The 26,489-nt window shown below is 59.3% G+C and carries 18 protein-coding genes and 1 tRNA gene; 9 read left to right on the top strand and 10 right to left on the bottom strand.

Annotation, left to right across the window (positions count from 1 at the left end):
* Nucleotides 1–120: 120 nt before the first annotated feature.
* Nucleotides 121–210: transfer RNA gene (locus tag WC421_08425), tRNA-Ser, on the bottom strand.
* Nucleotides 211–496: 286 nt separating this feature from the next.
* Nucleotides 497–1,948, bottom strand: coding sequence for an FAD-linked oxidase C-terminal domain-containing protein (locus WC421_08420; GenBank protein ID MFA5162257.1), 1,452 nt, complete (start codon nt 1,946–1,948; stop codon nt 497–499).
* A 25-nt stretch (nt 1,949–1,973) separates the two neighbouring features.
* On the opposite strand from WC421_08420, the gene WC421_08415 reads away from it, so the two are divergent.
* From WC421_08415 to rdgB, 3 genes are read left to right on the top strand one after another with little or no spacing between them, the layout of a single operon-like run.
* The gene (locus WC421_08415; protein ID MFA5162256.1) at nt 1,974–2,708 is read left to right on the top strand and encodes a site-specific DNA-methyltransferase; all 735 of its coding nucleotides are present in this window, start codon (nt 1,974–1,976) and stop codon (nt 2,706–2,708) included.
* Nucleotides 2,675–5,401 (top strand): valine--tRNA ligase, encoded by a 2,727-nt coding sequence (locus tag WC421_08410; GenBank protein MFA5162255.1) that lies wholly within the window; start codon nt 2,675–2,677, stop codon nt 5,399–5,401. The genes WC421_08415 and WC421_08410 overlap by 34 nt, the downstream gene beginning before the upstream one ends.
* On the top strand, nt 5,394–5,981 hold the full coding sequence (rdgB, locus tag WC421_08405) for an RdgB/HAM1 family non-canonical purine NTP pyrophosphatase (GenBank protein MFA5162254.1): 588 nt from the start codon (nt 5,394–5,396) through the stop codon (nt 5,979–5,981). Before WC421_08410 ends, rdgB begins: the two co-directional genes overlap by 8 nt.
* Here rdgB and pbpC read toward each other — a convergent pair.
* From pbpC to WC421_08385, 4 genes are all read right to left on the bottom strand, one after another.
* Nucleotides 5,965–8,076, bottom strand: coding sequence for a penicillin-binding protein 1C (pbpC, locus tag WC421_08400; protein ID MFA5162253.1), 2,112 nt, complete (start codon nt 8,074–8,076; stop codon nt 5,965–5,967). The genes rdgB and pbpC overlap by 17 nt on opposite strands.
* Nucleotides 8,073–13,904: an alpha-2-macroglobulin family protein gene (locus WC421_08395; protein MFA5162252.1), complete on the bottom strand. Its 5,832-nt coding sequence runs from the start codon at nt 13,902–13,904 to the stop codon at nt 8,073–8,075. The genes pbpC and WC421_08395 overlap by 4 nt, the downstream gene beginning before the upstream one ends.
* A gap of 81 nt (nt 13,905–13,985) precedes the next feature.
* The gene (locus WC421_08390) at nt 13,986–14,471 is read right to left on the bottom strand and encodes a GDYXXLXY domain-containing protein (protein MFA5162251.1); all 486 of its coding nucleotides are present in this window, start codon (nt 14,469–14,471) and stop codon (nt 13,986–13,988) included.
* Nucleotides 14,468–15,808, bottom strand: a complete 1,341-nt coding sequence (locus tag WC421_08385) for a DUF2157 domain-containing protein (GenBank protein ID MFA5162250.1) — start codon at nt 15,806–15,808, stop codon at nt 14,468–14,470. Before WC421_08385 ends, WC421_08390 begins: the two co-directional genes overlap by 4 nt.
* Before the next feature lie 93 nt (nt 15,809–15,901).
* Here WC421_08385 and WC421_08380 point away from each other — a divergent pair, with 93 nt between their 5' ends.
* The 4 genes from WC421_08380 (at nt 15,902) to WC421_08365 (ending at nt 19,068) form a co-directional block, all read left to right on the top strand.
* The gene (locus WC421_08380) at nt 15,902–16,360 is read left to right on the top strand and encodes a hypothetical protein (protein MFA5162249.1); all 459 of its coding nucleotides are present in this window, start codon (nt 15,902–15,904) and stop codon (nt 16,358–16,360) included.
* 5 nt (nt 16,361–16,365) lie between these two features.
* Nucleotides 16,366–17,664: an MltA domain-containing protein gene (locus WC421_08375; GenBank protein ID MFA5162248.1), complete on the top strand. Its 1,299-nt coding sequence runs from the start codon at nt 16,366–16,368 to the stop codon at nt 17,662–17,664.
* Nucleotides 17,665–17,966: 302 nt separating this feature from the next.
* Complete coding sequence (locus WC421_08370) at nt 17,967–18,641, top strand: NYN domain-containing protein (protein ID MFA5162247.1); 675 nt, start codon at nt 17,967–17,969, stop codon at nt 18,639–18,641.
* The gene (locus tag WC421_08365; GenBank protein ID MFA5162246.1) at nt 18,634–19,068 is read left to right on the top strand and encodes a hypothetical protein; all 435 of its coding nucleotides are present in this window, start codon (nt 18,634–18,636) and stop codon (nt 19,066–19,068) included. Before WC421_08370 ends, WC421_08365 begins: the two co-directional genes overlap by 8 nt.
* Before the next feature lie 534 nt (nt 19,069–19,602).
* On the opposite strand, the gene WC421_08360 is transcribed toward WC421_08365, so the two are convergent.
* From WC421_08360 to WC421_08345, 4 genes are all read right to left on the bottom strand, one after another.
* Entirely contained in the window at nt 19,603–21,066 is a 1,464-nt protein-coding gene (locus tag WC421_08360; GenBank protein ID MFA5162245.1) for an amino acid permease, read from the bottom strand.
* Entirely contained in the window at nt 21,063–22,442 is a 1,380-nt protein-coding gene (gene rlmD / locus WC421_08355; protein ID MFA5162244.1) for a 23S rRNA (uracil(1939)-C(5))-methyltransferase RlmD, read from the bottom strand. The genes WC421_08360 and rlmD overlap by 4 nt, the downstream gene beginning before the upstream one ends.
* A gap of 91 nt (nt 22,443–22,533) precedes the next feature.
* A complete protein-coding gene (locus WC421_08350) occupies nt 22,534–23,199 on the bottom strand; it encodes a M48 family metallopeptidase (protein MFA5162243.1) in 666 nt (221 codons plus the stop codon).
* A gap of 4 nt (nt 23,200–23,203) precedes the next feature.
* On the bottom strand, nt 23,204–23,878 hold the full coding sequence (locus WC421_08345; GenBank protein MFA5162242.1) for an MgtC/SapB family protein: 675 nt from the start codon (nt 23,876–23,878) through the stop codon (nt 23,204–23,206).
* A gap of 51 nt (nt 23,879–23,929) precedes the next feature.
* Between WC421_08345 and WC421_08340 the strand changes: the two genes are divergently transcribed.
* The gene (locus tag WC421_08340) at nt 23,930–25,243 is read left to right on the top strand and encodes a hypothetical protein (GenBank protein MFA5162241.1); all 1,314 of its coding nucleotides are present in this window, start codon (nt 23,930–23,932) and stop codon (nt 25,241–25,243) included.
* Nucleotides 25,244–25,317: 74 nt separating this feature from the next.
* Complete coding sequence (gene gap / locus WC421_08335; GenBank protein MFA5162240.1) at nt 25,318–26,328, top strand: type I glyceraldehyde-3-phosphate dehydrogenase; 1,011 nt, start codon at nt 25,318–25,320, stop codon at nt 26,326–26,328.
* Nucleotides 26,329–26,489 lie beyond the last annotated feature (161 nt).

Below are 26,489 nucleotides of genomic sequence, written 5' to 3'. Positions count from 1 at the left end.
CCAGTGGATAAAGCGGATTGAGGTGGACAAGGACAAAGACGGCGGGACAATAGAATATTACATGCCGGTGAAGGCGGATATCCCCGGTTCGCGCCATGCGGTTATATCTATGGAAAAATCTGGCGGAAGGGGTGGGATTCGAACCCACGGAGACGTTGCCGCCTCACCGGTTTTCAAGACCGGCGCCTTAAACCGCTCGGCCACCCTTCCATAACTACATTTTAGAACTTGCTCCGCCTCATACTCAAGATTTGCCTTTTTCATCCGGGAAATTCCGCTTAATCTGTGTTCAATCTGTGATACATCTGTGGATAACTCGCTGTTTCGCGGGTGGCCATGCGCTGCGGCAGTTCCGCAAAAACCAACCCATCCATAGTTGCCAATTCACGACGGGGAAGTTTTATCCACAGATTGATCACCGATTTACACAGATTTCCCGGACTTTCCTCTATGAAAAATTTAGGGCAATCACAGACTGGGAAAGTTTCAAGCCGCCTTAAACCGCCGCAGCGGTTTCCGCCTGCTCGCGGCAGGCCGCCGGGCATTCATCTGGAAACACCTTGCCGGGATTTAATATGCCGCGCGGGTCGCAGGCCGACTTGATTTTGCGCATAAGTTCAAGCGACGGCTCGTCAACCGACAGCGGGAGATGCTGCCTTTTCGTGCAGCCCACGCCATGCTCGCCGGTAATCGCGCCGCCCAGCGAAACCGTCATCTCAAAAGTCTCGCGCATGAGCGGGCCGATTTTCTGGTCCCAGTCTTCCTGCGAAACATTGTTTTTCAGGAAGTTTATATGGACGTTCCCGTCGCCGATATGGCCGAAGGAGATGATTTCTATGCCGTATTTTCCCTCCAGCGCGGCCAGCCGGTCAAAAAGCTCCGGCAGTTTCGCGCGGGGGACCACTATATCATCTTTTTTCAGCACGGGGCTTTTGTGGGTGATAGCCTCGGAAATCGCGCGCCGGATTTCCCAGATTCTGTCCTGCGAGGCTTTGTCCTCGGCGACAAGAATATCCTCCGCGCCGTACTCCATGGCGATTTCGCCTATTTTTTCGTAATCGGACTGGAGCTGCGCCTTGTCCGTGCCGTCAAGCTGGATAAGCAGATGCGCCGATGCGTTCGGGAAAGGCGCGGTTTTTTCCAGCATTTTTTCGCTGGCGGAGATGGCCTTGCGCTCCATAAACTCCATGGTAGCGGGCAGTATGCGCGCGCTTATCAGTTTTGTGGTGGCAGCCACCGCGTCGGCGATGGAGTTGAATGGAATTAGCAAATCCACCTCGTGCGGCGGCCTGGGAATCAGGCTTAAAGTTACTTCGGTGATGACGCACAGCGTGCCTTCGCTGCCGCAGACAAGGCCCGGCAAATCGTAGCCCGCGACGTTTTTCATCAGCTTGCCGCCCATGCGGGAGATTCTGCCGTCGGGCCAGACCACCTCAAGCCCGCACAGATAATGCCGGGTAACGCCGTATTTGAGCGCGCGCGGCCCGCCCGCGTTTTCGGCTACGTTGCCGCCGATGGAGCAGGAATCAAGGCTTGCCGGGTCCGGCGGATAGAAAAGGCCCTTTTCCTCCACGGCCTTCTGAATGTCGCCGGTGATGGCGTCCGCCTGGGCGACGACCATAAGGTTTTCCGGGTCAACGGAGAGGATTTTATTCAGCCGCTCCAGGCTTAGCAGAATGCCGCCCATCACCGGAACCGCGCCGCCGGAAAGGCCGGTCCCCGCGCCGCGCGGGGTTACGGGAATGCGGTTTTCAAAGGCCAGCTTCATCACCGCGCTGACCTGCGCGGTGTTTTCCGGGCGGACTACCACGGCGGGAACTGCGGAAAGACACGCGGTTTCGTCGTGAGAGTATGGCTCACGTTCCTCATCGGAGGCGAGGACATTTTTGGGGCCGCAAATTTCTTTAAGCTTGCCGGCTATCTCCGGCGTTACGGGGTTATATGTCATGCGGATATGATATAAAATTACTAAAATGAAAGGGATGAGCGTATTCTCGCCCGGGCGCGTCGCGGCGCAGCCGGAATTTGCGCTGCCGCGCGGGCTGAAATTCAACGCCCGGCAGCGCATGGACGGGCTGAAGCTGCTGAAGCTTCTGCCCGGCAACTGCGCGCCGCTGATTTTTTTTGACCCGCAGTACCGCAGCGTGCTGGACAAACAACGTTACGGTAACGAGGGCGCGCGCCAGAAAAAGCGCGCCCTGCTGCCGCAGATGAGCGGCGAAACGATACGGCAATTCCTGGCCCAGTCGCAGCGGGCGCTGATGCCGGGCGGGCATTTGATGCTGTGGGTGGACAAGTTCATTTTTTGCGCGGAGCTGCCCGCGCTGCTGGCAGGCTCGCAACTGCAGGTGGTGGACATGTTGACCTGGAACAAAAAGCGCATGGGCATGGGCTACCGCACCCGGCGCGTCAGCGAGCATATCGCCGTGCTGCAAAAGCCGCCGGTAAGGGCCAAAGGCGTCTGGCAAGACCACGGCATCCCCGACGTGTGGGACGAGAAGGTGTCAACCGCCGCGCATCCGCACGCCAAGCCGGTACGGCTGCAGGAGCGGCTTATCGCCGCCACCACCAACGAGGGCGATATCGTGATAGACCCCGCCGCCGGCGGCTATTCCGTGCTGGAAGCCGCCCAAAACACAGGCCGCAGATTTCTGGGATGTGATATGGAGGACCTATGCTCCCCAAAACTTACGAACCTAAACCGATAGAGGAAAAATTCATCCGCCAGTGGCAGGGAAGGAGGCTTTTCGTCTCCACCGTGCCGCAGGACAAATCTAAAAAATCTTTCGTCATCGTGATTCCGCCGCCCAATATCACCGGCGCGCTGCACATGGGCCACGCGCTCAATAATGTTTTGCAGGATATTCTCATCCGCTACAACCGCATGTGCGGGCATGAGGCGTACTGGGTCCCCGGCACCGACCACGGCGGCATCGCCACGCAGACCGTCATAGAAAAAAAGCTCGCCAAAGAGCGCAAGCTGCGCCGGCACGACCTGGGGCGGGAAAAATTCGTCGCCGAATTGTGGAAATGGTACGGCGAATGCGGCAGCACCATACTGACGCAGCTGAAAAGCCTCGGCTGCGCGCTGGACACAGACCCCTCCAACGTGCGCTTTACCATGGACGAAAAGCGCGCCCGCGCCGTCAACGAGGAATTCCGGCTGCTCTGGCAGAAAGGCCGCATTTACCGCGGCGAGCGCATGATAAACTGGTGCGTGCGCTGCGGCACCGCGCTCTCCGACATAGAAGTGGAGCATGAGACGGCCTCCTCCAAACTCTGGCACATTCATTACCCGCTGGAAAACGGCGGAGAGGGCCTCACCGTCGCCACCACCCGCCCGGAGACTATGCTGGGCGACACGGCAGTCGCCGTACACCCCGAAGATTCGCGCTACAAAAATCTCGTCGGCAAAAAGCTGCAATTGCCGCTGACGGGCCGCCTCATCCCCGTTATCGCAGACGAGGCGGTGGATTCCGCCTTCGGCACCGGCGCGGTGAAAGTAACCCCCGCCCACGACCCCGCCGACAATGAAATCGGCAAGCGGCATAATCTTGAGACGCTGACAGTTATCGGCTTTGACGGGAAAATGCAGAATGTCCCCCCCCAATACTCCGGCATGGACCGTTCCGCCTGCCGCCAGCAGCTTGTGAAGGATTTGGACGAAGGCGGCTTCCTGAAAAAAGAGGAGCCGTACCAGAACGCGGTAAGCGCCTGCTCGCGCTGCAACCAGCCGATAGAGCCGCTGGTCAGCGAGCAGTGGTTTGTGAAAATGAAGGACCTCGCCGCCCCCGCCATCAGAGCCGCCGAGAATGGCAGCGTCAAATTCCATCCCGAAAACTGGAAAAAACCGTATCTGGAATGGCTGGGCAGGATAGAGGACTGGTGCATCTCCCGGCAAATCTGGTGGGGCCACCGCATACCCGTCTGGTACTGCGAGACTTGCAGCGCGGGCGGCCTTGTGCGCTCCGCCGAAGGGGAAGTAACCCGCGTTTCGTTCAAGGACGGCGCAAAGCCGATACTCTCCGCCGCCAGGCCGGAGAAATGCCCGCAATGCGGCGGGCATGGCCTGGTTCAGGACCCGGATGTGCTGGACACCTGGTTTTCGTCGGGATTATGGCCGTTTTCGGTTTTCGGCTGGCCGGAGGAGACGCCGGAGCTTAACTACTACTACCCCACCTCGGTGCTGGTTACCGGCTACGAAATCATATATCTCTGGGTGGCGCGCATGGTGATGCTGGGCATGGAGTTCAGGGGCAAAGTCCCATTCTCCGACGTGCTGATAAACGGCATCGTGCGCGACAAGCACGGCAAGAAAATGTCCAAATCGCTTGGCAACGTAATAGACCCGCTGGACATGACCGCCAAATACGGCACGGACGCGGTGCGCTTCGCGCTGGCGTCGCAGGCTTTGCCGGGCAGGGATATTCCTTTCGCCGAGGAATCCAATGTCGGCCCGCGCAATTTCTGCAACAAAATCTACAATGCCTGCCGCTTCGTGCTGATGAATTTGCCGGAAGGCGCCAAAATCCCCGCGCCGCCGCAGAAGCCGGAAAACCTCGCCGACAGATGGATATTGCACCGCTACAACGCCGCATTACGCCAGGCAAAACACAGCATGGCCGCCTACGACCCTGCCTCAGCCGCGCTGGCGCTGTATCGTTTCTTCTGGGACGATTATTGCGACTGGTATGTTGAGCTTGCCAAGCCGCGCCTGGCCGCAGACGACGCGGCGGACAGGGAAACCGTGCTGGCCATACTTGTCCACATAATGGAGGGCGCATTGAAGGCGCTGCATCCGTTCATGCCCTTTATCACCGAGGAACTTGCCGCCGCATTGCGCCCGCACACCGGCGGCAAAGCGGAATTTCTAATCAGCGAGCAATTCCCCCAGCCGGACAAGTCGCGCTTTGACGAGGCGGCGGCGAAGGAGATGGAGCTTGTGATGGGCGTAACCACCGCGCTGCGCACCATCCGTTCGCTCTACAATATCCACCCGGCAAAAGAGATAGCCGTCCGCGTAAACCCGCGCGGCGAGGAAAGCAGAAAGCTGCTTCAGAACGCCGCTTCCTCCTACATATGCCGTCTGGCGAAGGCGTCCGCGCTGGAAACGGCGCAATCCGCCCCCCCCTCCGGCTGGGTTACCACGGTGTTTGGCGACGTGGAAATCTGGCTGGACGGCCACGGCGTCATAGATTTCGCCGCCGAAAAGTTGCGCCTGCAGGGCGAGTTGGAAAAACTGGAAAAGGAAATGGCGCATTGCTCCGCCCAGCTTGCCAACGAGAATTTCAAGACCCGCGCCCCCAAAGAGAAGGTTGACGAAGTCTGCGCCCGGCTTGAACAGGCCTCCTCTAAAAAAGAGAGCATAAAAGACGCCATCTCCCGGCTGCCCAATGGCTGAAATTCTTATTGCCACCGCCAATGCGGACAAGGCAAGGGAAATAATCTCGCTGCTGCCGGCGGGGCCGGTTTACAGGACGCTGGCGGATTTCCCGTCGCTGGCCATGCCGGAGGAAACCGGCAAAACGCTTGAGGAAAATGCCGTTCTAAAGGCGGTTTCCGCCTGCCGGCAAAGCGGCATTGCCGCCCTCGCAGACGACACCGGGCTGGAAGTTGACGCGCTTGGCGGCGCGCCCGGCGTCTACAGCGCAAGATATTGCGGCAGGGAACGCGATTACGCCGCCAATAACGAAAAGTTGCTGCGCGAAATGGCCACGATACCCGCCGGGAAAAGGACGGCGCGCTTTCGCACCGTGGCGGCATTGGCTTTCCCGGACGGCAGAGTCATCACCGAAGAGGGCAGGCTGGAAGGCGGGATAGGTTTTGCGCCGTGCGGGGAAAACGGCTTCGGCTACGACCCGCTTTTCATAATTGCGGACGGCAAAACGCTTGCCGAGCTTTCTTTCGCGGAAAAAAACCTCATAAGCCACCGCCGCGCCGCATTCGCGGCGCTGGTAAAACACCTCATTCAAGCACGGTAAATCCAACCGGGGCGGATTTGGCGGTTTTGCCGTCCTGCGTCCAGATAAACCGCGCGGTATGGCGGCCCGGCTTCAGCGGCCACCACATATCCGCCGGTTTTGAATCAACAATCCACCGCGCCGCAGCCCCCCCCGGCAAGCCGGCGGCTTTCAGCGCGATTTGCTGCGAGGCGCGCGGAGCGGCGGGGTCTATCTTGAACACGTCGCCGTTTTTGGGGAAATCAACGGACGGCATCTGCCGCCGGACAGCGCGCGCGGCGGACTGCTCCGGCGCGGGCGCGGGGTCCGGCGGGTATTTATAGGAGAAAACCTCCCTGCGCGTCTGGCGGCAGTCCAGCCCCGGCAATTTGCCGGTGGAGGAGCAGACTTCGGCGGGTTTTATCCCCGGCGGGACGGCGAACTCGCCCGACGGGCGTTTTGAATACATATACGCCGCGGCATCGCCCAAAACAGGCCCCGCGCCGCTTATGCCGGAAACTTTGCGCATCGGCTTTCCGCTGAAATTTCCCGTCCAGACGGCGATTGTCCATTCCGGCGTGTAGCCTATGGCCCAGTTATCGCGGTAATCCTTGCTGGTGCCGGTTTTGGCGGCAAAAGCAAAAGGCAGATTGAACGGCGAATCCAACGTGAAAGCCCGCGCGCGGGCATAGTTGTCCGACAGTATATCGGTAACGATATAGGCCGAAACCGGGTCTATGGCGCGGCGCGCCGGACGCGGCGCGGAAGCCGGGATAAATCCCGGCTCTATCAGCGAGCCGCCGCGCGCCAGCGCGCAGTACGCGGCGGCCAGTTCCGCAAGCGCAACCTCTCCGTCGCCCAGGGCGATGCCAAGCCCGTATTTTTCCGCCGGGCCGTCCAGCGAGGCGAACCCGAATTTATGCAGCGCGTCCAGTATGGCCGGCGGGCCCAGCCTGTCGGCCAGCTTTACCGCGGGGACATTCAGCGAGCAGGCCAGCGCCTCGCGCAAGGACACGGGGCCGTGAAAAGTCTCGTCGTAATTTTTGGGCGAGAAGCCGCCGGGGAAGAAGGCGGGGCTGTCGTCAATAATATCCGAGGCGCGCCAGCCTTTTGAAAAAGCCAGCGCGTAGACAAAAGGCTTCAGCGCGGAGCCGGGCTGACGCAGCGCGGCAACCCCGTCTATCTGCCCGCCATGCCTGCCGTCCGAAAAATCGGCGGAGGCGACCCACGCCAGGATGTCTCCGGTGCGGTTGTCCAGCGCGACCATGGCGCCGTTGGTTACATTCTGCCGGGACAGCTTGTCTATTCTCGCCTTTAGCAGGTTCTGGAAATAAGTCTGGATTTGCGGGTCTATGGTGGTTTTCACCGAGCAGAGGCCGGGCGAAAGCCGCGCGGCGCGCAACGCAAGCTGCGGCGCAAGAAAAGGCCGCGCGTCATGGCGAATATACAGTTTCTCCGCCAGCGCGAGCGTGTAAATCCGCTCGTTGATATAGCCCGCGTCAAACATCCGGCGCAGCACAATGCGCTGGCGCCCCGCCGCCGCAGCAAAATGGGCAAGCGGGTCGTATTTTACCGGCGATTTGGGAATGCCGCCAAGCAGCGCGGCCTGCGCGGGAGACAGTTCCGCCGCGGACGTCCCGAAATACAGCCGGCTTGCGGCCTCAACGCCGTAGACATTGCCGCCGTAGGGCGCGGAGTTGAAATAGCTCTCCAAAATCTCCCGCTTGGAGAGTTTGCGCTCCAGCCGCAGCGCGGTAAGCGTCTCGCGCAGCTTGGCGCCCAGAGTGCGCGGAGCGGGGTCAAGCGAGCGGGCAAGCTGCTGAGTGATGGTGGAGGCGCCGGAAACCGTCCTGCCGGAACTGGCGTTCTGCCACAGCGCGCGCAATGCGGCGCGCATGTCAACGCCCGGATGGGAGAAAAAACGCTTGTCCTCCGCCGCCAGCGCGGCCAGCACAAGCCAGGGGGAGACTTCGTCAATGGAGACGGGGCGGGAATACGACTGTCCGGGCGACAGGAACACGCGCAGCGCGCCGCCGTAGCGGTCGGTTACAACCGGCGAGCATCCGCGCGGAGAAATCGCCGCCGCGCGCGCGCACGGGCAAAGCAGCGCCAATAAAAGCGCCGCGCGGAAAATCACCTGCCTATTTCCACCACGGCTGCGGCGTTATGGCCGTAGACTTCCGGCTCGTACATCTGCTCGGCATAAGCCGGCGGCTGGGCGAATTTTCCCGGAGTAACCGCCTGCACCAGGTAGGAGTATTTATGCTCCCCCGCGGGCAGATAGTCGGCAAAAGCGATTATCCTGTCGTCGTAAATCTCATGGCGGGTGAAACCCGTCATCCAGTCAGCCTCCCCCTGCGCTTTGTCCAGCGCGGCGGCATCCCCGCTGCTTTCAACCGAAAAAGACGGGTCCACTATCTCGTATCCCGCCGGAACGGGGTCCTCCAGCGCGACAAAAGAGCGGCCCGTCCTGGTCTTTACAGTCAGAGTGACAACCGCGCGCTCCGACAGGGCCGGCGGCGAGCAGGGCTGCACGGAGGGCGCATTCACGCAGCGCAGCGGAACCGTTTTGCGCTCCACCTCAAACCCCGCATTCTCCGCCGGGGCGGCGGCCTGCGGATAATAGCGCAGCGCGATGTTGTAATAAAGCCTGCCCTTGCCGGTCAGAGAAAACAGCAGCCGCGCGGTCCCGTCCGCGCCGGAGAGCGCGTCCAGCTTGAAGGAGGACGACGCCGAAAGCGGCGTGCGGTTGACAAAATCTCCGGTCCAGAGCAGTTTTCTGTCCCCGGACGGCTCGGAGAACACATATCCGGTGAAGGAACCCTCGTCTTTCTCGTATATCCCGTAAAACCGGGACAGCGCGCGCAGGACAGCGGCATTCTCGTGAGTGGTGCGCCAGCGGCCAGCGTTTTTGCGCTCCTGAACCAGCCAGCGGACCGCTTTTTCATCTCCCGGAAAGCCTTTTTTGTAAGCCAGCAGCGCATCCAGGCAGACGGCGGTCTCCGTAACCGGGCTTTGGTGCAGCCAGCCAGGCTCCTGGGAAAACGCGTCCTCAAAATGCATGGTTTCCGGCGAATAGCGCGCCATGCTGAGAATTTCGCCGGAAAGCGCGTCCGCCGCGCTGGAAACGGCGGTCATATACGGCGCGGATTTAAGCAGCCAGGCCCGGCCCGAAAGCGGCAGCTGGCCCCGGTTCTCGTAGAGGCTGCCGAACACGCCAGGCTGCGGCCTCCCATGCAATGACAGCGCATACAGCGCGTACGCGCGCGCCGCATAAAGCTCGGGCTGGGAATACGGATACGCCCAGCGGGATTGGTCGGACAGCCATTGTTCCAGCCATTTGGCGGCAGCCGCCGGCGCGGAGCCGGCATCAAGCCCTGCTTCCTTAGCCATGCTAAACGCATCCAACGCATAGGCGGTGATATACGGGTCCGGCTGCGGATTTTCGCTCCAATAGCCGAAACCGCCGGAAGGGTGCTGATATGCCGCAAAGGAATCTATGGTCTTCTGCGCGGCGGGTTTCCACTGCGCGGCCTCGGTTATGCCCAGGTTTTCGGCCATGTCCCCGCCTGCGAGATAGGGCATCAGCGCGGATATTTTCTGCTCAAGGCAGCCGTAGGGATAATCCAGCAGGAATTTCATGCTCTCCTTAAGCCCCCCCGCCGCGCTGGGAGAAACGGTTATATCCGCCCTGGCGTCGGAAGAAGCCGGCGGCTTTGCCACCTGTTCGGAGACGGAGCTTTCGGTAACGCCGGATGCCGCGGCGGTCTGGAGGCGGACCGGCTCGCTCACATTCAGACTTTTGAGCAGGCCGTCGCTCTCCCCCCCGGACAAGGCCTTGAACGCAAAAGAGGATTCCCCCTGGCGGACGGCAGTCATGTCCCATGTTATTTCCGCCGAGCGGCCCTGCGGTATGAACACGTCCCTGGCCCAGCCGGAACCGACGCGCACCGCGTCGCCGGAAGGCTCTATGGACACTGTAACCGTGGAATCCGCGCCGGTGTAGTTGCCGGCCACGACGCCGCCCCTGAACATGTCGCCGTTGCGCGCAAAACGCGGCAGGCTGGGCCGCAGCGCCAGCGGCTGGGAGACGGTAAACGCCGCCTCGCCGTAGCCGAACTGCTTAAGCGTATGCGCCACGGCGATAACTCTAAAGCGCGTTATGTTGTCCGGCAGTTTGAAGCTGACTTTCGCCCTGCCCGACGGGCCGGTGCGCACCGAGGGGTTCCAGTAGGCGGTCGGGACAAAGCGGGAGCGCAAATCAACCCCCGGCCCGCCGCCGCCGGAGCCGGAACCGCCGCCGCCCCGGTTTTCGCCTTTTTGGCCGAAATTACGCTCGCCTATCACATAAAGCCGCGAATCCGCCGTCCAGACCGCAAGCGGGCGCGGACCGTAGAAGGAGCCGAATATGTCCGGCGCGCGGTATCCGGTAAGCGCAAGCACGCCCTCGTCCACCACAGCGACGGAGACTTCCGCGTCCGCCGGCCTACCGCCCAGCGAGGCCGCCACCTCAAGGGTCACCTCGCCGCCGGGCCGGTAATCCGTCTTGTCGGAGGAGACGGCAACGTCCAACTTCCTGCCGCCCGGGTCCACGTTCAGGTTTATGTAGCCGAACTTGGCCTGGGGCTTGCCGGCGTCAAGGCCTTCGTCGTCAAACTTGTTTTCGGCGGTTCTGCCCTGCACCAGCGCGACGCCCACATAGACGTTGGGCACATGCGCATCGGTTATGGGAACGGTGATGTAATTCACCCCCCCGTTGAAGCGGGTAAGCCATTTGTCCATGACGCCTTCGCGCTCTATGGTAACAATGGCGCGCGTCTCGGAATAGGGGGATTTCACGAGAATCTGGGCCGTTTCGCCGGGCTTGTAGCTTTTCTTGTCGGCGACAAGCTCTATGATATCGGTGTCCCTGCGCGGCCACCAGCCCTCGCCGTCGCCGAAGACAAAGAAGCTGGAGCTGGACACGGCTTTTCTGCCGAGGCTGTCGGTGGCCGAGGCGGTAATCACATATTCTCCGGCGGCAGCCGAGGAAAAGTCCAACGTGTACGGGCCCGTGGAGGAGACAAAAGAGAATGTGGACACCGGCACGCGCTTTTCCTCGCTGGCCCATTCCAGCCGGCCCGCGATGCCGACACGGCGGACGCTGACATGCTCGCGCCGCTCAACCGCGCATTCCACCGGCACGCCAGAAGCCAAAACGCCGTCGTAACGCGCGGCGGCCAGGTCAATCAGGGCAGGCTTGCCTTTCGCAAAGGAATTGGAACGGTCGTCGCTGCGATAGCGGATTCCGGGATAAAACTCCGCGGGATGCAGCATTACCTCCTCTCTGGCGAACAGGCGCTGGCGCTCCGGGCTTGTGGCCGAAACTTCAAAAACAGCGTACAGCGCGGTATCGTATCCCGCGGGCAGCGCGACGGTTATCACGGCCTTGCCGTCCGCATTCAGCCCGGAAATTCCAGACACGGCGTCCGACACGGGAAACTGCGCCGTTTTACCGAACCAGTAGTCTTGCCTGCATAAAGACAGCGCGCAATTCACCGGAAAGAACTGCATTTTCCATTCCACCGGCGCGCCGGCCAGCGGCGCGCCCTGCAGGTAATACGCCTCCATATTCATGCGCATTTCGCCGCCGGGGAAATACTGCGTCGCATCCGGTATGAGGCGGGTTTCAAACACGGCGGGCTTGAACGCCTCCACGCGGAACTGCGCCTCAAGCCGCAGGCTGCCACCGGAGGCGTCCGGATCCGCGGCTTCGTCGGCTTTTGCCCCCCCCTGCTCCGTGCCCAAACCGCCGCCGGCCAACGCGGCATTGCCCCCCTTGCCGCCGACAAGCTGTTCTAAATCCGGCTCCGGGCGGCCCTCGGCCTGGGCGGCGATTTCGCGCTCTGTAAGCGCGTCCATCACCTTTTCGGCGGCGATATCGTCGCCTTCATCGTCTTTGGCGGGTTTGGCGGGCGGCTGATGATACTCCGCCGCGCTGGCATTCCACCAGCCGGTGGACGCAAGCTCGCCAACCTTGTATGACAAGTCAAAGGAGCCAAGCCCCGAAACCGCGGCGGTGGAGGAATACACGGCAACCCCGCGCGGGTCCTGAATTGTAACCAGCACGGTTTTAACGCCGGGATAGGCCCAGTCGCCGTTCTCGTTTTTGCGGAACACGGCCTTGAGATTGACGGTTTCGCCGGGGCGGTAGACGCCGCGCTCGGCATACAGCTCGCCGCGGTAGTCGCGCGCCGCCGGGGAATAATCCGATGACACGTTGAAGCGCCACGGCTCTATGCCGCCGTGAAAATCGCTTGCCAGCACGGCCATGCCCTGCGGGTCTTTGGCGAACACCCACAGCCGCGGCCTTTCCCATCTGTTTTTGGCGACGGCCCCCAGTTTGGCCCAGCCCGGCGCCTGCGCGAAACCGTCCCTGCCGGTGGCGCCCCGCCAGAGGATTTTATTGTCGTCGCCGCGTATCTGCACGGGGACGCCGGCAGCCGGCGCGCCGGTTTTCAGATAGCTTACCCAGACAAGCGAACTCTGCGGCGAGGTCTTAAACATCAGCCCCAGCCGGGTTACATTATCCGCCGCGGAATGCCATTGTGTCCCGTCATTGTTGACGCGCAGGAAAACAACGCCGCCTTTGCCCTTAAGCGCGGGCGACAAATCCGCGAAAGTGCGCACCGAAATATTGCGTTTGTCGTTGGGATTCCATCGCTGCGCGGGCGCGCCCTCATACCATGTGGTCGCACCGGAGACCATGTCGTTGTAAAGCGGAATGATTTCATTCTCCGCGACGGCTTTTTTCTGAATCGCGGCAGACATCACATTTATGGCCGTAACCGGATGGCGCGGCTTGCCGTAGCTTTCCAGTATGCCGAATCCCTCGGACATGGACATCCTGGGGCAGTAATCCGGCGGGATGAGTTGCGCCTGCGCGTCTTTTTCCAGCACATTGCCGAAGGCGTCCTTGAGGCCGGCGCGTATGGTGAATTTGACCGGGTTGCCCGGGCTAAGCGGGACCCAGCTCAGCGTATGGCTGTAAACCCGTTTGTCGGCATCCTCGTCGCCGGTGTTCTCGCGGCGGTAGCCTTCCGCCGCCTTTGCCGCCGCGGAGGACGGCTCCAGCGACAGATTGTCCAGCAAATCGCCGTAACGCACGGGATTGGTGAAGCTGACCACCGCCTCCCCCGGCAGGCAGGACGGCGCGGAGGCGCCGGCAAAAGCGAAGTTGCGCCAGGTGGAGAAATTTACAACACGCTCCGCGATAATGCCCAGATTGCCGGTTTCCGCGGGCATGTCCTTTTTGAACACAAGCCGGTAGCGGCTTTCGGGATGCAGCGGACGCGCCGGTTTTAGCGCCATCACCGTGGAGGTGGAAAGCGTCTTGTCAGACTCCAGCGCATAGTCGCCCCAGAGGCTTTTTATCTCCTCCGCCGTGGCATGGCGGATGCCGAGCGCAACTTCAGACTTGCCGCCGCTTTCACTCTTTTCCTCCAAAACCACAAAATCCCGCAGGAGCGACTGCTGCATAGGCAGAGTGAATCTGGCAAACAAAACAGCGTTCACATCTATCCAGCCGGAACCGTCTTCCGGCTTTGTTTCCCGCAGTTGGGGGCGTTCGGTGGCGAAAGTCCATTTGAAATCCTCGGGCATCGCCTCGCAGGAAGGCTGGGAAACTATCTGTTTCGCTATTTTGACCTCATAGCCGGTTGCGGGGGCAAGCGGGGTGTCAGGCTCGAAAATCAGGGTTTGCGTGCCGGCCCAGCGGCAGCGGCCTTTCAGCGCGGGGGTCATCGTAAACGGGCAGTTCTGCATCTGCGCGCCAAGCGCGGCGGCGGGCCGGTTGAAAGTGGCCGTTATCTGAGAAACGCCGTCCTGCACATTCTCGCCCGAAGGCGACCATGCGACCACGCGCAGTTCATCCGCGCCCGCAACGCCGCAGAACGCAGCCAGAATAAGCAAGCTAACCGGTTTCATAAAAGCCCCCTGTATACACGCGCGAAGGAGTAGCAGGACAATTCTATCATAGTTGCCGAATTTGCGGTTGCCGGCTCGGTTTTACTGGTTTTTTTCCGCAACGGCGGTTATGCGCATGTCTCCGCCGGAATTTACCAGCACTTTTGCCGCCAGATTGCCGGACTTGGCAAAACGGATGGGATTGTTTTCGTTCAGATAGAACCGTTCTATGCCGTACACGGCATTCCCGCCGTTTTGCATTGCCCGGACCCAAATCCCGCCGCCGCTTTTTTCGGCGGAGCAGGCCGCCGCGTGATACAGCAGAACAGGCCCCTGCATTGTCTGCACGGGAACGGAATCCGGCTCCAGCTTCACGAAAATGTCAGGCTGCGGACCGCAGTTCAGGCCTCGCAGATCCGCTGCCGGATATGACAGGGCGATGTAATGCCCGCTCAGCAAATCGCGCGGGTCAACCGGCCTTGTGTCCAGCCATACGACGGCGGAATTTGTATGCCCGGACAGCAGCTTGGCGCCCCAGACGGCAAAAACAAGTATTTGCGCGCACAAAAACAGGCGGTATCTGCTCATATGCCGCCTCCGTCCGTGGAAGATTGCGCTCTTGCGATTTTCCTGCCCTTGCGTATAAAATATGCGAACATCGCCAGCGCGCAGCCAGCGGCGATAAACGCGCTCCCGCTTGTGAGCATGGAGCCGAAGTAATCAAGGAATCTGGTGAACAGCATGACGGTCACAACCGTAACCCCATAGTCCACATGCTTCAAATTCCCCGAAACCATCCCGTGCCATATAAGCCCCGCGCCGGAGCCAAACAGGACTATATTCGCCGCCACTGCCGCCGCAACAGTGAACTGGCCGGATAAAAGGCACAGCATTCCGGTAAACAGCAGCATAATGATTCTGGCCGCTTTCTCGCTGCGCGGGTCCGCGCTGAATACCGGTTTCCTGCCAAACAGGAAAAAGGCGGCGGCGGCTGCGTATATGCCGCAAAGCAGCATAATGCCGTTTGCGGTTATCCCGCCGCCGCCAAAGCCGTGCAGCCGATCGTGCTTGTAAAGGAAACCCGCGCCGTACATAACGGCAAACCATACGATAAACGGCAATCCGGTTTCTCCGCAGGAATACTCCGCGCCGACGCCTATGCACACCAGCGCGGCGGAGGCGGCGGCAAACATTATCATACCGGGGTCCGCGCAGTGGAACATCCGGGTGTGATGAGTGAGCATTATGATCCAGACGAGCAAAGCTCCTGCAAACCAGACGGCCTGGTTTCGCAATTTCCTGGCCGTAATATATGCGCCGGCCGCTATAACCAGTCCGGCAGACAGCCAGGCCAGCCGCATATCGGACGCGGGCATGCCGGCCCACATATCCGACAGCGTCATGACTGTGCCGTGGCCGAACGCTCCGGCGAAAAGCACATACACCAGCAGTGCAGCCTCGGCAAATGCAATTTTGCCGCCCTCCCACCATAACGCCAACGGAAGCGAAAGCATCGCCCATGCAAAAAACGGCTTTACCGGGTCGCCGGACAACTGGAACACCTGCGCATAAAGCCCTATGCCTATCGCAGGCATGAAAAACCACAACGCCGCCGGAGCCAACGCCCAGGCCCCGTGCTTTGCGCGCAGCGCCAGCGCGGCTTCGCCCGTCGCCAGGAGCAGAACGTTGAATGCAAGCACCTTTGCCAAAGGCGGAATTTTGTCCCAGTTATAGGCGCATATCAGCGATATGCCCAGCGCAAAACTGAGCCCCGCTATGATTGTAATCCATGTGGACGCCTGCATGCGCGAGGCAGCGTGTTTTGCCTGCGCGCGCGCCATTATCCGCACGCACTGCTCGCGGTTTATGATAGCCTCGCTTACGCAACCGTCCAGTTCACCGGCAAGCTTGGATATGAAACTCATGATTCCGCCTCCAGCGAAAGTATAGCAAACCGTCATTGACATTTACCATTCCGTAACATAGAATACAAACACTATTTCGCGCATGGAGGGCTTATGCCGCAGGGCGGCTTCAAGGTTTTACAGGATATCGGAGCTATAAAATCGGGCAGCGGTTCGGAAATCAAATTTTCCGTGGACGAGTATCGCGGACATCCTTACGGCTCCATCAGGAAATACCTCAAGGGCGACACTTACACCGGCCCCACCCGTTCCGGCGTTACCATGAGCCCCGCCATAGTGACCGGAATTCTGGAAGCGCTGGAGAAACTTCCGCCGGAGCCGACCGCCATAAAAGAAGAGGAAATCGGCAGGTACGCCAAGCGTCCGGGACTGATGCTTGTCGCGCGCATAACGATATACATGGACTCCACCGGCATAGACTTGCGCGAATGGCAGGACGACGTGTCCTACAAAGGCTGGACCAAGCGCGGCATAAGGCTGCCCTACGACCAGCTTGTGATGATAAAAAGCTTTTTCGCCAAGATGAGGGAAGCGATGCCGGCGACCGAATAACACCTATGAAAACACTTGCGGCGGCGATATTCTGCCTGTGCTTTGCCGGGGCCTGCGCCCTGGCGGAGCCGCCCGCAGTGCTAAGCAGGAACTTTTCCTCCATACCGCCGCAGATTCTGGAAGTCCCCATTCCGCCTGAACCGGACGCAATCAAACCGCAGTGCCCGCGCCTGCCGCCGGGCGACCGCGCATATCCAGATAACGCATCGCAACCCTTAAGGGGCGTTTCCCCGGTGTCCCCTTCCGAAATGCCGGATTTCGCCGACGACATGGAAAGGGCCGGTTTCCTCTCCGCGGTGCGCGCCAATCTGGAATACTGGCGCGAGAAACCGGATTCATTCTCCATAAAACTTGGCGGAAAAACATACGGGGCCCCGCTGCTGCGCCGCTCCGCCGCCAGGCTTATAGAGCTTTTTTCATCCGGCAAAACGCTTGACGAAATACGCAAAACCGTCGGCGCGGAATTTACCGCCTACAAATCCGTGGCGGACGACGGCAGCAACCACATAACAATCACCGGCTATTACGAGGCGGACATCCCGGTTGCCGCGTCCTCTGATTCCGCGCATACCCATGCGCTCTATCTCAGACCGCCGGACCTGGTAAGGGAAAGCCCCGCCCCCGGTTTTGACTACGGGATGAAAAAACCGGACGGCTCTCTTGCCAAATACCATTCCCGCGAGCAGATTGAAAACGGCGCGCTTGCAGGCAAAGGGCTGGAGTTCGCGTGGTCAGCCCACCCGGCGGAGATTATGCTTTTGCAGATACAGGGCTCCGGCTTTGCGCGTTTCCCCGACGGCTCCGCGTTGCGGCTGGGTTTTGACGGCGCCAACGGCTGGCCGTATAAAAGCGTTCAGCGCATTCTTATGGATTGCGGCGAAATCCCGGCCATGTCTTTTGCCGATTTCATCAAATACATGACGTCCATGGACAACGGCAGGGAGACGCGCATCATAAACCTCAATCCGCGCTACATATTTTTCCGCGTCATGCCCGCCGGGGAGGAGCCGCACGGCGCCATAGACCGGCCTCTCACCGCCGGCAGGTCCGTGGCGATTGACCCGGAGGTAATTCCGCTGGGGCTTGCCGGCATGATAAGCTCCACCCGTCCCGTTGCCGACGACAGCGGCAAAATAACCTCTTTCCGGCAGTTCAGCCGTTTCATAGCGACGCAGGACACCGGCTCTGCCATACGCGGCCCCGGCAGGCTGGATTTGTTCTGGGGTTCCGGCAAAAAAGCCGCCGCCGAAGCCAGCGGCATGAAAGCCTCCGGCGACCTCTACCTCTTCGTCCTCAAAAAATAATTTTCCGCGGGATGGCAGGATTGCAGGACGGGAAGTCACGTCTGCCCGGGGTCGTTTCCCGAGCGCGGGAGAGAATTCCGGCGCCGGTAATTTAGCCCGGAAATTGGTTGCGAGAGCCGACGCGGCGGATGACACGGACAGTTCGCCGCAGAATTTGACGCGCATCCCCGCCAGATAAAACCAGGCAAAACCTATCAAATCCTGACCGCTGAAAAAATTTAGTATACTGTCCCCGTTGGCCCGTTGGCCCGCTGGCCCGCTGTAGCACCGCAAGCGGTACAATCTGGCTAAGCGGGACAGTTATGAAAAAAGTCTGGATGTATATTGATGGATTCAATTTCTATTACTCCATAAAAAATAATAAGCAAGTTCCTATTGGCTTAGGTTGGTGTAATTTTCGGAAGCTTGCAGAAAAATATTTTTTGGAAGAAGGGGAACATCTCGCTTGGATTAAATATTATACTGCCCTTGTAAATCCTTACACTGAACTAAATAGTCAGGAAGTTGCTAATCAGAAAATATGGCTAGATGCCGTGCGCTCGGTAGATAGGTTGATAGTAATCCCTGGATATTTCGAAAAACATGCGGGCAAAATGCGCCAAGAAAAATTAACAGATACCCGTTTGGCTGTTGATATGCTAGCAGACACGATGGATTTACATGCATATGATAAAGCGATTCTCCTCAGTGGAGATTTTGATTTTTCTGTAGCAGTCGAAGCTGTGATGGGCAAAGGACGCCGGAATGTTGATATTTGGGTTCCTCCGGGACAGTCTTTTCAAAGATGGCAGAGTTTTGTTCGCGATATTACACGGAAAGAAAAAATCCACAAGGTCCGGTGCAATGCAATTACTGAGGATATGTTAGCGAATAGTCGCTTGCCGGATACCGATTGCCCTGAATACTGGCAATTACCACAGGAATTCACTAGCGCAGAAACAAATGATGAGGGGATTGACCCTGAATTTTATGAATGAAACAATCCTAGACATGGATGAAAATGCGGTTATTGATGCGGTTTGCCAATATCTGAAAATAGAGGGGTATATCATAGAAAGTGTTTTAACTACAACGCAAAAAGGCATTGATATAACGGCCAGACATGAGCAGAAAGGGGTTCTGCTGATAGAAGCGAAAGGAGGAACAAGTTCACGCAGGGGTAGTGCTCGTTATGGCCTAAGTTATACAGAGACTCAAGTTCTTGACCGCGTAGCGAGAGGCTTTTTTACTATAGCCGAACTAAAAAATAAATACCCCAATGCGTCGGTTGCGTTGGCTGTTCCAAAAACACCCTATTTCTTAAAATATTTAGCGCGCATAGAAAAATCGTTGTTGCTTCTTAATTGCCAAGTATTACTTGTTAATCCAACAAAAACTGTCACGCCCATGAAAATGGAGCGCTGAAAGTTCTTAATATTATCCAGTTTGGGCCACCATTCATGCTTCATAGCTAGAACCGGAATGCGACGTGCCAATGGGGACAGTATCCTAAATTCGGGACAAGCTCCTATCCCGTAAATTTGGTTCTGATTTGCCTCCGCCGCTAAAATTGCTTCGCATGGAATGCCGTTGAGCCAATCTGCGTTAATCTGCATAATCTGCGGGGCATCTGCGTTTAACCGCCGCCGCGATAGAGTTGAATGCGTAAATGAAAACAGCTTGCGCGGCGGGAAAAGCAAAACCGGCGTTGCCGGCGCATGACCCATGCTTTTGTTTCCCCGCCCGCGGGAACCGTCATGCGGGTTCTCTGACGAAACGGCATTTTACCGCAGATGCCCCGCAGATTATGCAGATTAACGCAGATTAACAGCCCCCCATAAATCCGCAATTTCGGGGATGCTATCTATAACCCGGAAATCGCAGTCGGATTGCGGAATTTGGCGCGGCTGGCGGGGCATTCCTGTGCGGAATTTCGAGATTCCTGGCGCCGGAACGGGGCTATTGAGCCGCGCCGACCACGCTGCGTTTTCTGCCGTACAGGAAGTATATCGCCAGTCCGATAATCAGCCAGAGCACAAAGCGCAGCCATGTCGTCCCGCCAAGTCCGGCCATCAGATAAACGCAGAAAAGTATTCCCAGTATGGGCGTGGCAAAACCGCCAGGCGCGCGGAACGGGCGCGGCCTTGCGGGGTCCTTGATTCGCAGCACGATAATTCCCGCGCAGACCAGTATGAACGCGAACAACGTGCCGATATTGCACAAATTCGCCATCTCCTCTATATTGCAGAAGGCCGACAGCGCGGCCACGGCGACGCCGGTCCATATGGTGGTTATATGCGGCGTCCTGTACACGGGATGCACGCGCTCAAATACCGGCGGCAGCAGCCCGTCGCGGCTCATGGCGAAAAATATCCTCGGCTGGCCGAGCTGGAACACCAGCAGCACCGCCGTCGTCGCCACCACCGAGCCTAAAGCCACCAACGTTATCAGCCACCGGCTGGCGTGATGGTATTCCAGCCCCACAAGCAGCGGCTCCGCCGCTTTGGCGCGGATGGCGTCAAAGGGCATCATGCCGGTAAGCGCGGCGGTAACCAGAATATATATCAGCGTGCAGATTGCAAGGGAGCCGATAATTCCTATGGGCATATCGCGTTTGGGGTCGCGCGTTTCTTCCGAGACGGTGGAAACCGCATCAAAACCTATATAGGCGAAAAATGCGATGGCTGCGCCGGCCTGTATCCCCTTCCAGCCGCCGGGCGCGAACGGAACCCAGTTTTTGGGGTCAAAGTAATAAAAACCGAAGGCTATAAATATCGCCAGCACCAGAAGTTTTATGCCGACCATCACGCCGTTGAAAGACGCGCTTTCCCGCACGCCGCGCACCAGCAGCGCGGTGATAGCCAGCACCACCAGCACCGCCGGCAGGTTGAATATGACCGGCACGCCCAGCACATGCGGAACCGAGGACAAATCCAGCCCGTTATGAATGAAGCTGCGGTAATCCGTCCTCAGCCAGAGCGGGAATCCGACGCCGAAGACATTCAGCAGCAAATCGTTGAAATACCCGGACCAGCTTATGGCGACGGCTACGTTTCCTATGGCGTATTCAATAATCAAATCCCAGCCGATAATCCAGGCCGCCAACTCGCCCAGAGTGGCGTAGGCGTAGGTGTAGGCGCTGCCGGCGATGGGCACCATCGCCGCAAATTCCGCATAGCAGAGCGCGGTGAAACCGCAGGCGATAGCTGTTATCAGAAAAGACAGCATCAGCGCCGGCCCCGCCGGATGGCCGCTTGCCGCGCCGGTGGCCGCCTCGCCCACCATGGTGAAAATTCCCGCGCCGATTACCGCGCCTATGCCTATCAGGGTGATGTCCAGCGCGCCCAGCGCGCGCTTGAGATGCGGCCCGTCATGACACTCGGCAAGTATCCTGTCCACGGATTTGGTCCGGAATATGCTCATCTGTTTCTCCGTTCAAAAAACGCGACCAGTTCCACCTGCGCGGTCTGGGGGAACAGGTCGGCGGGTTTTACGCGCTTGAGCTCAAAACTAGAGCGCGTCAGGAGTTTGGCGTCGCGCGCGAAAGTTTCGGGATTGCAGGAGATGTAGACTATCTTTTTGACCAGCGTGTTGTTAAGCGCGGTCAGCAGTTTGGGCGAGCAGCCGGTCCGCGGCGGGTCCATGATGACGGCGGCGCTGTTTGAAAAGGCCGCGCCTTTTGAGAAAAAATCCTCCGCCTTTGCGGCGATAAATCTGGCGTTGGGGATGTTGTTGAGGCGCGCGTTTTTCCACGCGCAGGCCGCCGCGCCGGCGTTTTCCTCTATGCCGGTCAGCCGCTTGAACCCCGCGCCGACGCTCAGGCCGATGACGCCTATCCCGCAGTACAGATCGTAAAGCTCCGCCGCGCGCGCGCCCTGCGCCAGAAATTGCGCCGCCGTCTTGTAGAGTTCCTGCGCCGCCGCAGTGTTTACCTGCAGAAAAGAGCCGGGGTAGAACAAAAACCGCCTGCCGCAGATTTTTTCCTCCAGCTGCGTCTCGCCCAGCAGTTTTTCCCAGTGGCGGCCTAAAACGACGGAAGTCTGCTCCATCTGGATGTTAAGGTAAACGCTTTTTATCTGGGGCAGCCGGTAAGCCAGCTTCTGCGCGGCGGCTGTGAGATTAAAGCGCGGCTCGCCGTTGCCGACGAAAGATATCATCGCCTCCCCGCGCGAATTCGTCCTGATTAAGATGTGGCGCAGCCAGCCGGTATGCTCGTCCTCGTTATAAACGCTCCAGCCGGAATGCGCGGCCATTGCCTTGACCTCAAGCGCGATTTTGACGGCGCTTTCGGACTGGACGGCGCAGTCCGGACAGTCTACTAGCTCATGCGTTCCGGGGTGGAAAAAACCGGCGCGGACTTGCCCGCCGAATTTGGCGAAAGGCAGCTGCATTTTGTTGCGGTAGCGCCAGTGCAGCGGCGAGGGGAGCGGGGATTCCAGCCCAACCCGCAGCCCCGCATTGCCAAGGCAGGCCGCCGCGACGGCGCTTTTGGCTTTAAGCTGCGCGTCATAGCCCAGATGCTGGAAATCGCAGCCGCCGCACCAGCGTTTGGCCCCCGGCTTGAAAAAAAGCGGGCATTTCGGCGCGGTCCGGCCCGGCCCGGCGTGCAGGATTTCGGAAACGGAATACCTGCCGGACACGGACACTGCGGCGCGAACCAAATCCCCCGGCGTGCAATAAGGCAGCGCGGGCCGGTCCGCCCCGGTTCCGGCGACGCCAAATCCCTGCGCGTCAAAACCCGTGATTTTGAGGGTTTCCTCTGTTTTCTCTTTACGGGGCGGCGGACCAAACGACCGCATTCCCCCGGCTGCGCCCCGGGGCGGCGCATTATGGGGCCTGCGCGCGCCTTCTCCGGCGCGCGGACGCCCGGTTTCGCGGCGAAAGGATGGTTTATGCGGATTCCGCGGACGGCCCGCCGCCGGCGGGCGGCTGCGGGGCTGCTTGTTGTGGGGAATCAATTTTGTCAACCTCTATGTCCGACATAAGCTCGTTTTTGTGGTCGTTTAGCCAGCGGCGGCAGGCTTTGTGGTCCGGATGCCACTGGGCGACGTAATTCCAGTATTCGTCCCCGTGATTCATGTGAACCAGATGCGCCAGCTCGTGAATAATCAGATAATCTAGCACTGCCGGCGGCGCTTTTATAAGCCGCCACGAGAAATTCAGGTTCCCCCTGCCGGAGCAGCTGCCCCACAGCGTCTTCTGGTCTTTGACGCAGACCCGGGAAAAGGAAAGGCTCATCTGCCCGCCCCAGAAAGCGGCCCGCTCGGCGATAATCGCCTCGGCCTGGGCTTTCAGCCAGGTTTCCAGCGCGTTTTTGGGATGGACCTTGGCGAAATCGCAGGTTATGCGGGCCTGCCCGTTTTCAAGAATGACGCCGGACAAGGAATCTTTCGCGTCGGCTGGCGATATGTCGTAAAGCTCGCCCCTGAAAAGCAGTTTTTTCACAAAAGGCAGCGCCGGCTGATTCTGCCGCTGCGAGAAAATCTCCGGCATGTCCTTTTTAAGGTCTTCTATGAAAAGCTGAATTTCGCTTATGGTTGTTTTCGTGTCAGCCATACGGCTAGTATTCCAGGTCCGTGATTTCCCTTATGTCCATCATGCAGGCAAGGGCTTTGTCTATATCCTGGCTCGTGCCGGAAATGCGGTAGTCCACGTCGAAGCTGCCGCCCTCTTTCTTGACCTTGCAGCTTTCTATCCTGACGCCGGCTTCCGTCATGCGCCGTTCGCAGTCATGCAACGTGTCCCAGTTGGCGGCGCATTTAAGCGAGACCGTCTGAAACCTCAGGAATTTGCGGAAAAAACCTTCCAGCCGGATGAAATATATCTGAGCCAGAATGGTCAGCCCCACCGTGGCCACGGCCAGCAGATAATACCCGTACCCCACCGCCATGCCGATAGCCGAAACCAGCCAGATTCCCGCTGCGGTGGTAAGGCCGGATATCCTGTTGCCGTCTCGCATTATTGCGCCCGCGCCCAGAAAGCCAACGCCCGTTACCACCTGCGCGGCTATGCGTCCCGGATCCTGATTGTATTTGGCGCCTATCGCCAGCGAGGCTATGGTAAACACCGTCGCGCCCAGGCAGATTATTATATTGGTGCGGAAACCGGCGGGCTTTTCATGAAATTCGCGCTCAAGGCCGATTATGCCGCCCAATGCCGTTGAAACCCCCAGCTTGAACAGAATGGAGGATGAAGCGAATAGCCAGGAAAAATCCATATTCCATGAGATTAGCATAAATTCCGCCTCGTCGCACAGCCCCGTTTTTGGTAGAATGTATATGTGAGAATGAAAGCCGGTCTTCTGACAGCGGTTGCCGCATTCGCCTGCGCCGGACTGGCCTGCTCCGCGGAAATATCCTCGCCGGGCAACGGGCCCTCGCCTCTCCCGCAGGTTCCGGCTTCCGCCTCCGCCGGAACCGGACAGGCCGCGGAAGCGGTGTCGGCCCTGCACAGGGCGGACGGGCAGTCTTCCATAAAAACGGCTTTCTTCGGAGGCCCTTCTCTTTATTCAGACCTTGCCGGTTTGTTTGACGCGGGCACGTGTCCCTCCTGGGCCGATATATCCGGCTGGCATTCGGGCAGATACGTAGGCTATGACGAGCCGAACACGCAGTACACCTCCATGTTCATCGCCAGCAGCGGCTCCACACCGTTGCTGCCACCCAGCGGCATCACCAACAACGATGGTCCCAATTTCTATTTCCGCGCCTGGGGCATAAAGGACGCCGAAACCAATTACGGAATGTTTGACAATCCCTCGCCCAAAACCATCGCTTTCCTGCGGGATTCAAGCAATGCCGACGCTGCGGGGACTGTGCCGCTTTCGTTTTCCGTGCAGGGCGCGTCCTCATACGGGCGGGAGCAGTACACCATCCGCAAAAACGGCAACTATGTCATGGCGAAAATAACCGAGGAGGGCGCCACCCCGGCGTATCTGTACAAGGTCAAGGATGTAACCCCCGCCGGCAAGCCCCGTCCCGGGCCGTTCGCCATCATATCGTGGACGGATAAGGCGAACGACATCTGCGGGCGCGCCTATAAAATCGGCGAGCTGGATGGCATGGACTTGCGCGCGGCGTTTATTTTCGTCCGCGAAAAGGACAAGCTGAGCAAGGCCGTCGCGCTTTACAACTGCGCCGGCGGCATTTCCGCCTGGCGGTATCTGGAGCCGGGGAAGGAAACCACCGTTACCATCGGAAATCAGGAAACCGCCGTAACCCCCGGCAAAGCCGGCATCGTGTTCAAGCGCGCCGGCAAAACCGTGCTAGAAAATGAATACGCCGCCGAGGCGGATGAACTTTGGAAGAGTTATGCCGCATCGTTCTGCCAGCCCATGCCCGCAAGCGGCAAATGCCTGGTGCCGCAGGCCGTATACGACGGGCACGGCTGGCAGTGGGGGTTTCTGGCTTTCGGCAAAGCCGCCGCCGCGCCCGCGGATTTCATAACGGTTATGTCCGCCTATGGCGAAGGCGGCGTCATCTGCAAGAATGCCGCCTACGGGGACTTGTCCCGGCTGGCTTTTGAAAGTTACAGCGGCAAGCCGCGCTGGTCCGTCAGAAAAGCCGAGGCGGACGAACTGGGGCAAAGCGCGGGCCGGTAAGATTTTGGTATAGTATCTGTGCGCGGCGGCCAACCGCCCGCGCCAGCGGTGCATAACTTATCCGAGGAGGCAATATGGCTGTCAAAGTAGCTGTAAACGGTTTCGGGCGCATAGGCAGGCTCGTGATGCGGGCCGGCATGAATAACAAGGATATAGAGTTCGTCGCCATTAACGATCTGACGGACCCCAAAACACTGGCGCATTTGTTCAAATATGATTCCACATTCGGCGTCTATAACGGCGAGGTCAAAGCAACCGAAAACGCCCTTGTCATAGACGGTAAAACCATAAAAGTCCTCACCAGCAAAGACCCCGCCGCGCTGCCCTGGAAGGACATGGGCGCGCAGGTCGTGGTGGAATCCACCGGCAAATTCACCGACCCGGAAAAGGCGAAGGCGCATATCGCCGCGGGCGCGAAAAAAGTCATCATCACCGCCCCGGCAAAGGGCGAGGGCGCCGTTACCATCTGCATGGGCATCAACGAGAGCGCCTACGACCCCAAAAAGCACGACATCATCTCCAACGCTTCCTGCACGACGAACTGTCTGGCCCCCGTCGCCAAAGTTCTGCACGAGACTTTCGGCATAGAAGCCGGCGTGATGACCACCATACATTCCTATACCAACGACCAGCCGGTGCTGGATTTCCCGCACAAGGATCTGCGCCGCGCCCGCGCCGCCGCGCTGTCCATGATACCCACCTCCACCGGCGCCGCCAAGGCGATAGGCCTTGTCATCCCCGCGCTTAAGGGCAAGCTCAACGGCATAGCCATTCGCGTGCCCACACCCAACGTATCGCTGGTGGACCTGGCGGTCAACCTTTCCAAGGCGGCCACCAAAGAGGAAATCAACGCCGCGATGAAAAAGGCCGCCGAAGGCCCGATGGGCAAGTACTTCCTCTACAACGAGGCGCCGCTTGTCTCCAAGGATTTCAACGGCGAGGCGCACAGCAGCATATTCGACTCCACGCTTACCGACGTCATCGGCGGAAAGCTGGCCAAGGTGTTTGCATGGTATGACAACGAGTGGGGGTATTCCTGCCGCGTCATAGACATTGCCGCCTTCATCGCCGCGAAAGGATTCTAACCGCAGCGGCGCGCGGGCGCGTAACGCGCCCGCGCGCCGTTTCGGAACACAGCCTGTCATGCAATGCCATCTCGCCGTGAAACCGCAGATTTCGGCCTGCCGCAAGGCGGAACGGGGATCAATCCCCGCGACGCGCGGCGGCATGCCGAAAGCGGCGGTTG

Source organism: Elusimicrobiales bacterium (assembly GCA_041651175.1).
In the GTDB taxonomy this organism is placed as follows: Bacteria; Elusimicrobiota; Elusimicrobia; order Elusimicrobiales; family Elusimicrobiaceae; genus JAQTYB01.
Note: the sequence above shows the minus strand (reverse complement) of the source record. Positions and strands in the feature narration are given on the sequence as shown.

What these genes read in the sequence shown, in the direction of transcription:
- WC421_08420 (MFA5162257.1), bottom strand. Translation starts at nt 1,948, where the DNA reads ATGACATATAACCCCGTAACGCCGGAGATAGCCGGCAAGCTTAAAGAA.
- WC421_08415 (MFA5162256.1), top strand. Translation starts at nt 1,974, where the DNA reads ATGAAAGGGATGAGCGTATTCTCGCCCGGGCGCGTCGCGGCGCAGCCG.
- WC421_08410 (MFA5162255.1), top strand. Translation starts at nt 2,675, where the DNA reads ATGCTCCCCAAAACTTACGAACCTAAACCGATAGAGGAAAAATTCATC.
- rdgB (MFA5162254.1), top strand. Translation starts at nt 5,394, where the DNA reads ATGGCTGAAATTCTTATTGCCACCGCCAATGCGGACAAGGCAAGGGAA.
- WC421_08395 (MFA5162252.1), bottom strand. Translation starts at nt 13,904, where the DNA reads ATGAAACCGGTTAGCTTGCTTATTCTGGCTGCGTTCTGCGGCGTTGCG.
- WC421_08390 (MFA5162251.1), bottom strand. Translation starts at nt 14,471, where the DNA reads ATGAGCAGATACCGCCTGTTTTTGTGCGCGCAAATACTTGTTTTTGCC.
- WC421_08385 (MFA5162250.1), bottom strand. Translation starts at nt 15,808, where the DNA reads ATGAGTTTCATATCCAAGCTTGCCGGTGAACTGGACGGTTGCGTAAGC.
- WC421_08380 (MFA5162249.1), top strand. Translation starts at nt 15,902, where the DNA reads ATGCCGCAGGGCGGCTTCAAGGTTTTACAGGATATCGGAGCTATAAAA.
- WC421_08375 (MFA5162248.1), top strand. Translation starts at nt 16,366, where the DNA reads ATGAAAACACTTGCGGCGGCGATATTCTGCCTGTGCTTTGCCGGGGCC.
- WC421_08370 (MFA5162247.1), top strand. Translation starts at nt 17,967, where the DNA reads ATGAAAAAAGTCTGGATGTATATTGATGGATTCAATTTCTATTACTCC.
- WC421_08365 (MFA5162246.1), top strand. Translation starts at nt 18,634, where the DNA reads ATGAATGAAACAATCCTAGACATGGATGAAAATGCGGTTATTGATGCG.
- WC421_08360 (MFA5162245.1), bottom strand. Translation starts at nt 21,066, where the DNA reads ATGAGCATATTCCGGACCAAATCCGTGGACAGGATACTTGCCGAGTGT.
- rlmD (MFA5162244.1), bottom strand. Translation starts at nt 22,442, where the DNA reads ATGCGGTCGTTTGGTCCGCCGCCCCGTAAAGAGAAAACAGAGGAAACC.
- WC421_08350 (MFA5162243.1), bottom strand. Translation starts at nt 23,199, where the DNA reads ATGGCTGACACGAAAACAACCATAAGCGAAATTCAGCTTTTCATAGAA.
- WC421_08345 (MFA5162242.1), bottom strand. Translation starts at nt 23,878, where the DNA reads ATGCTAATCTCATGGAATATGGATTTTTCCTGGCTATTCGCTTCATCC.
- WC421_08340 (MFA5162241.1), top strand. Translation starts at nt 23,930, where the DNA reads ATGAAAGCCGGTCTTCTGACAGCGGTTGCCGCATTCGCCTGCGCCGGA.
- gap (MFA5162240.1), top strand. Translation starts at nt 25,318, where the DNA reads ATGGCTGTCAAAGTAGCTGTAAACGGTTTCGGGCGCATAGGCAGGCTC.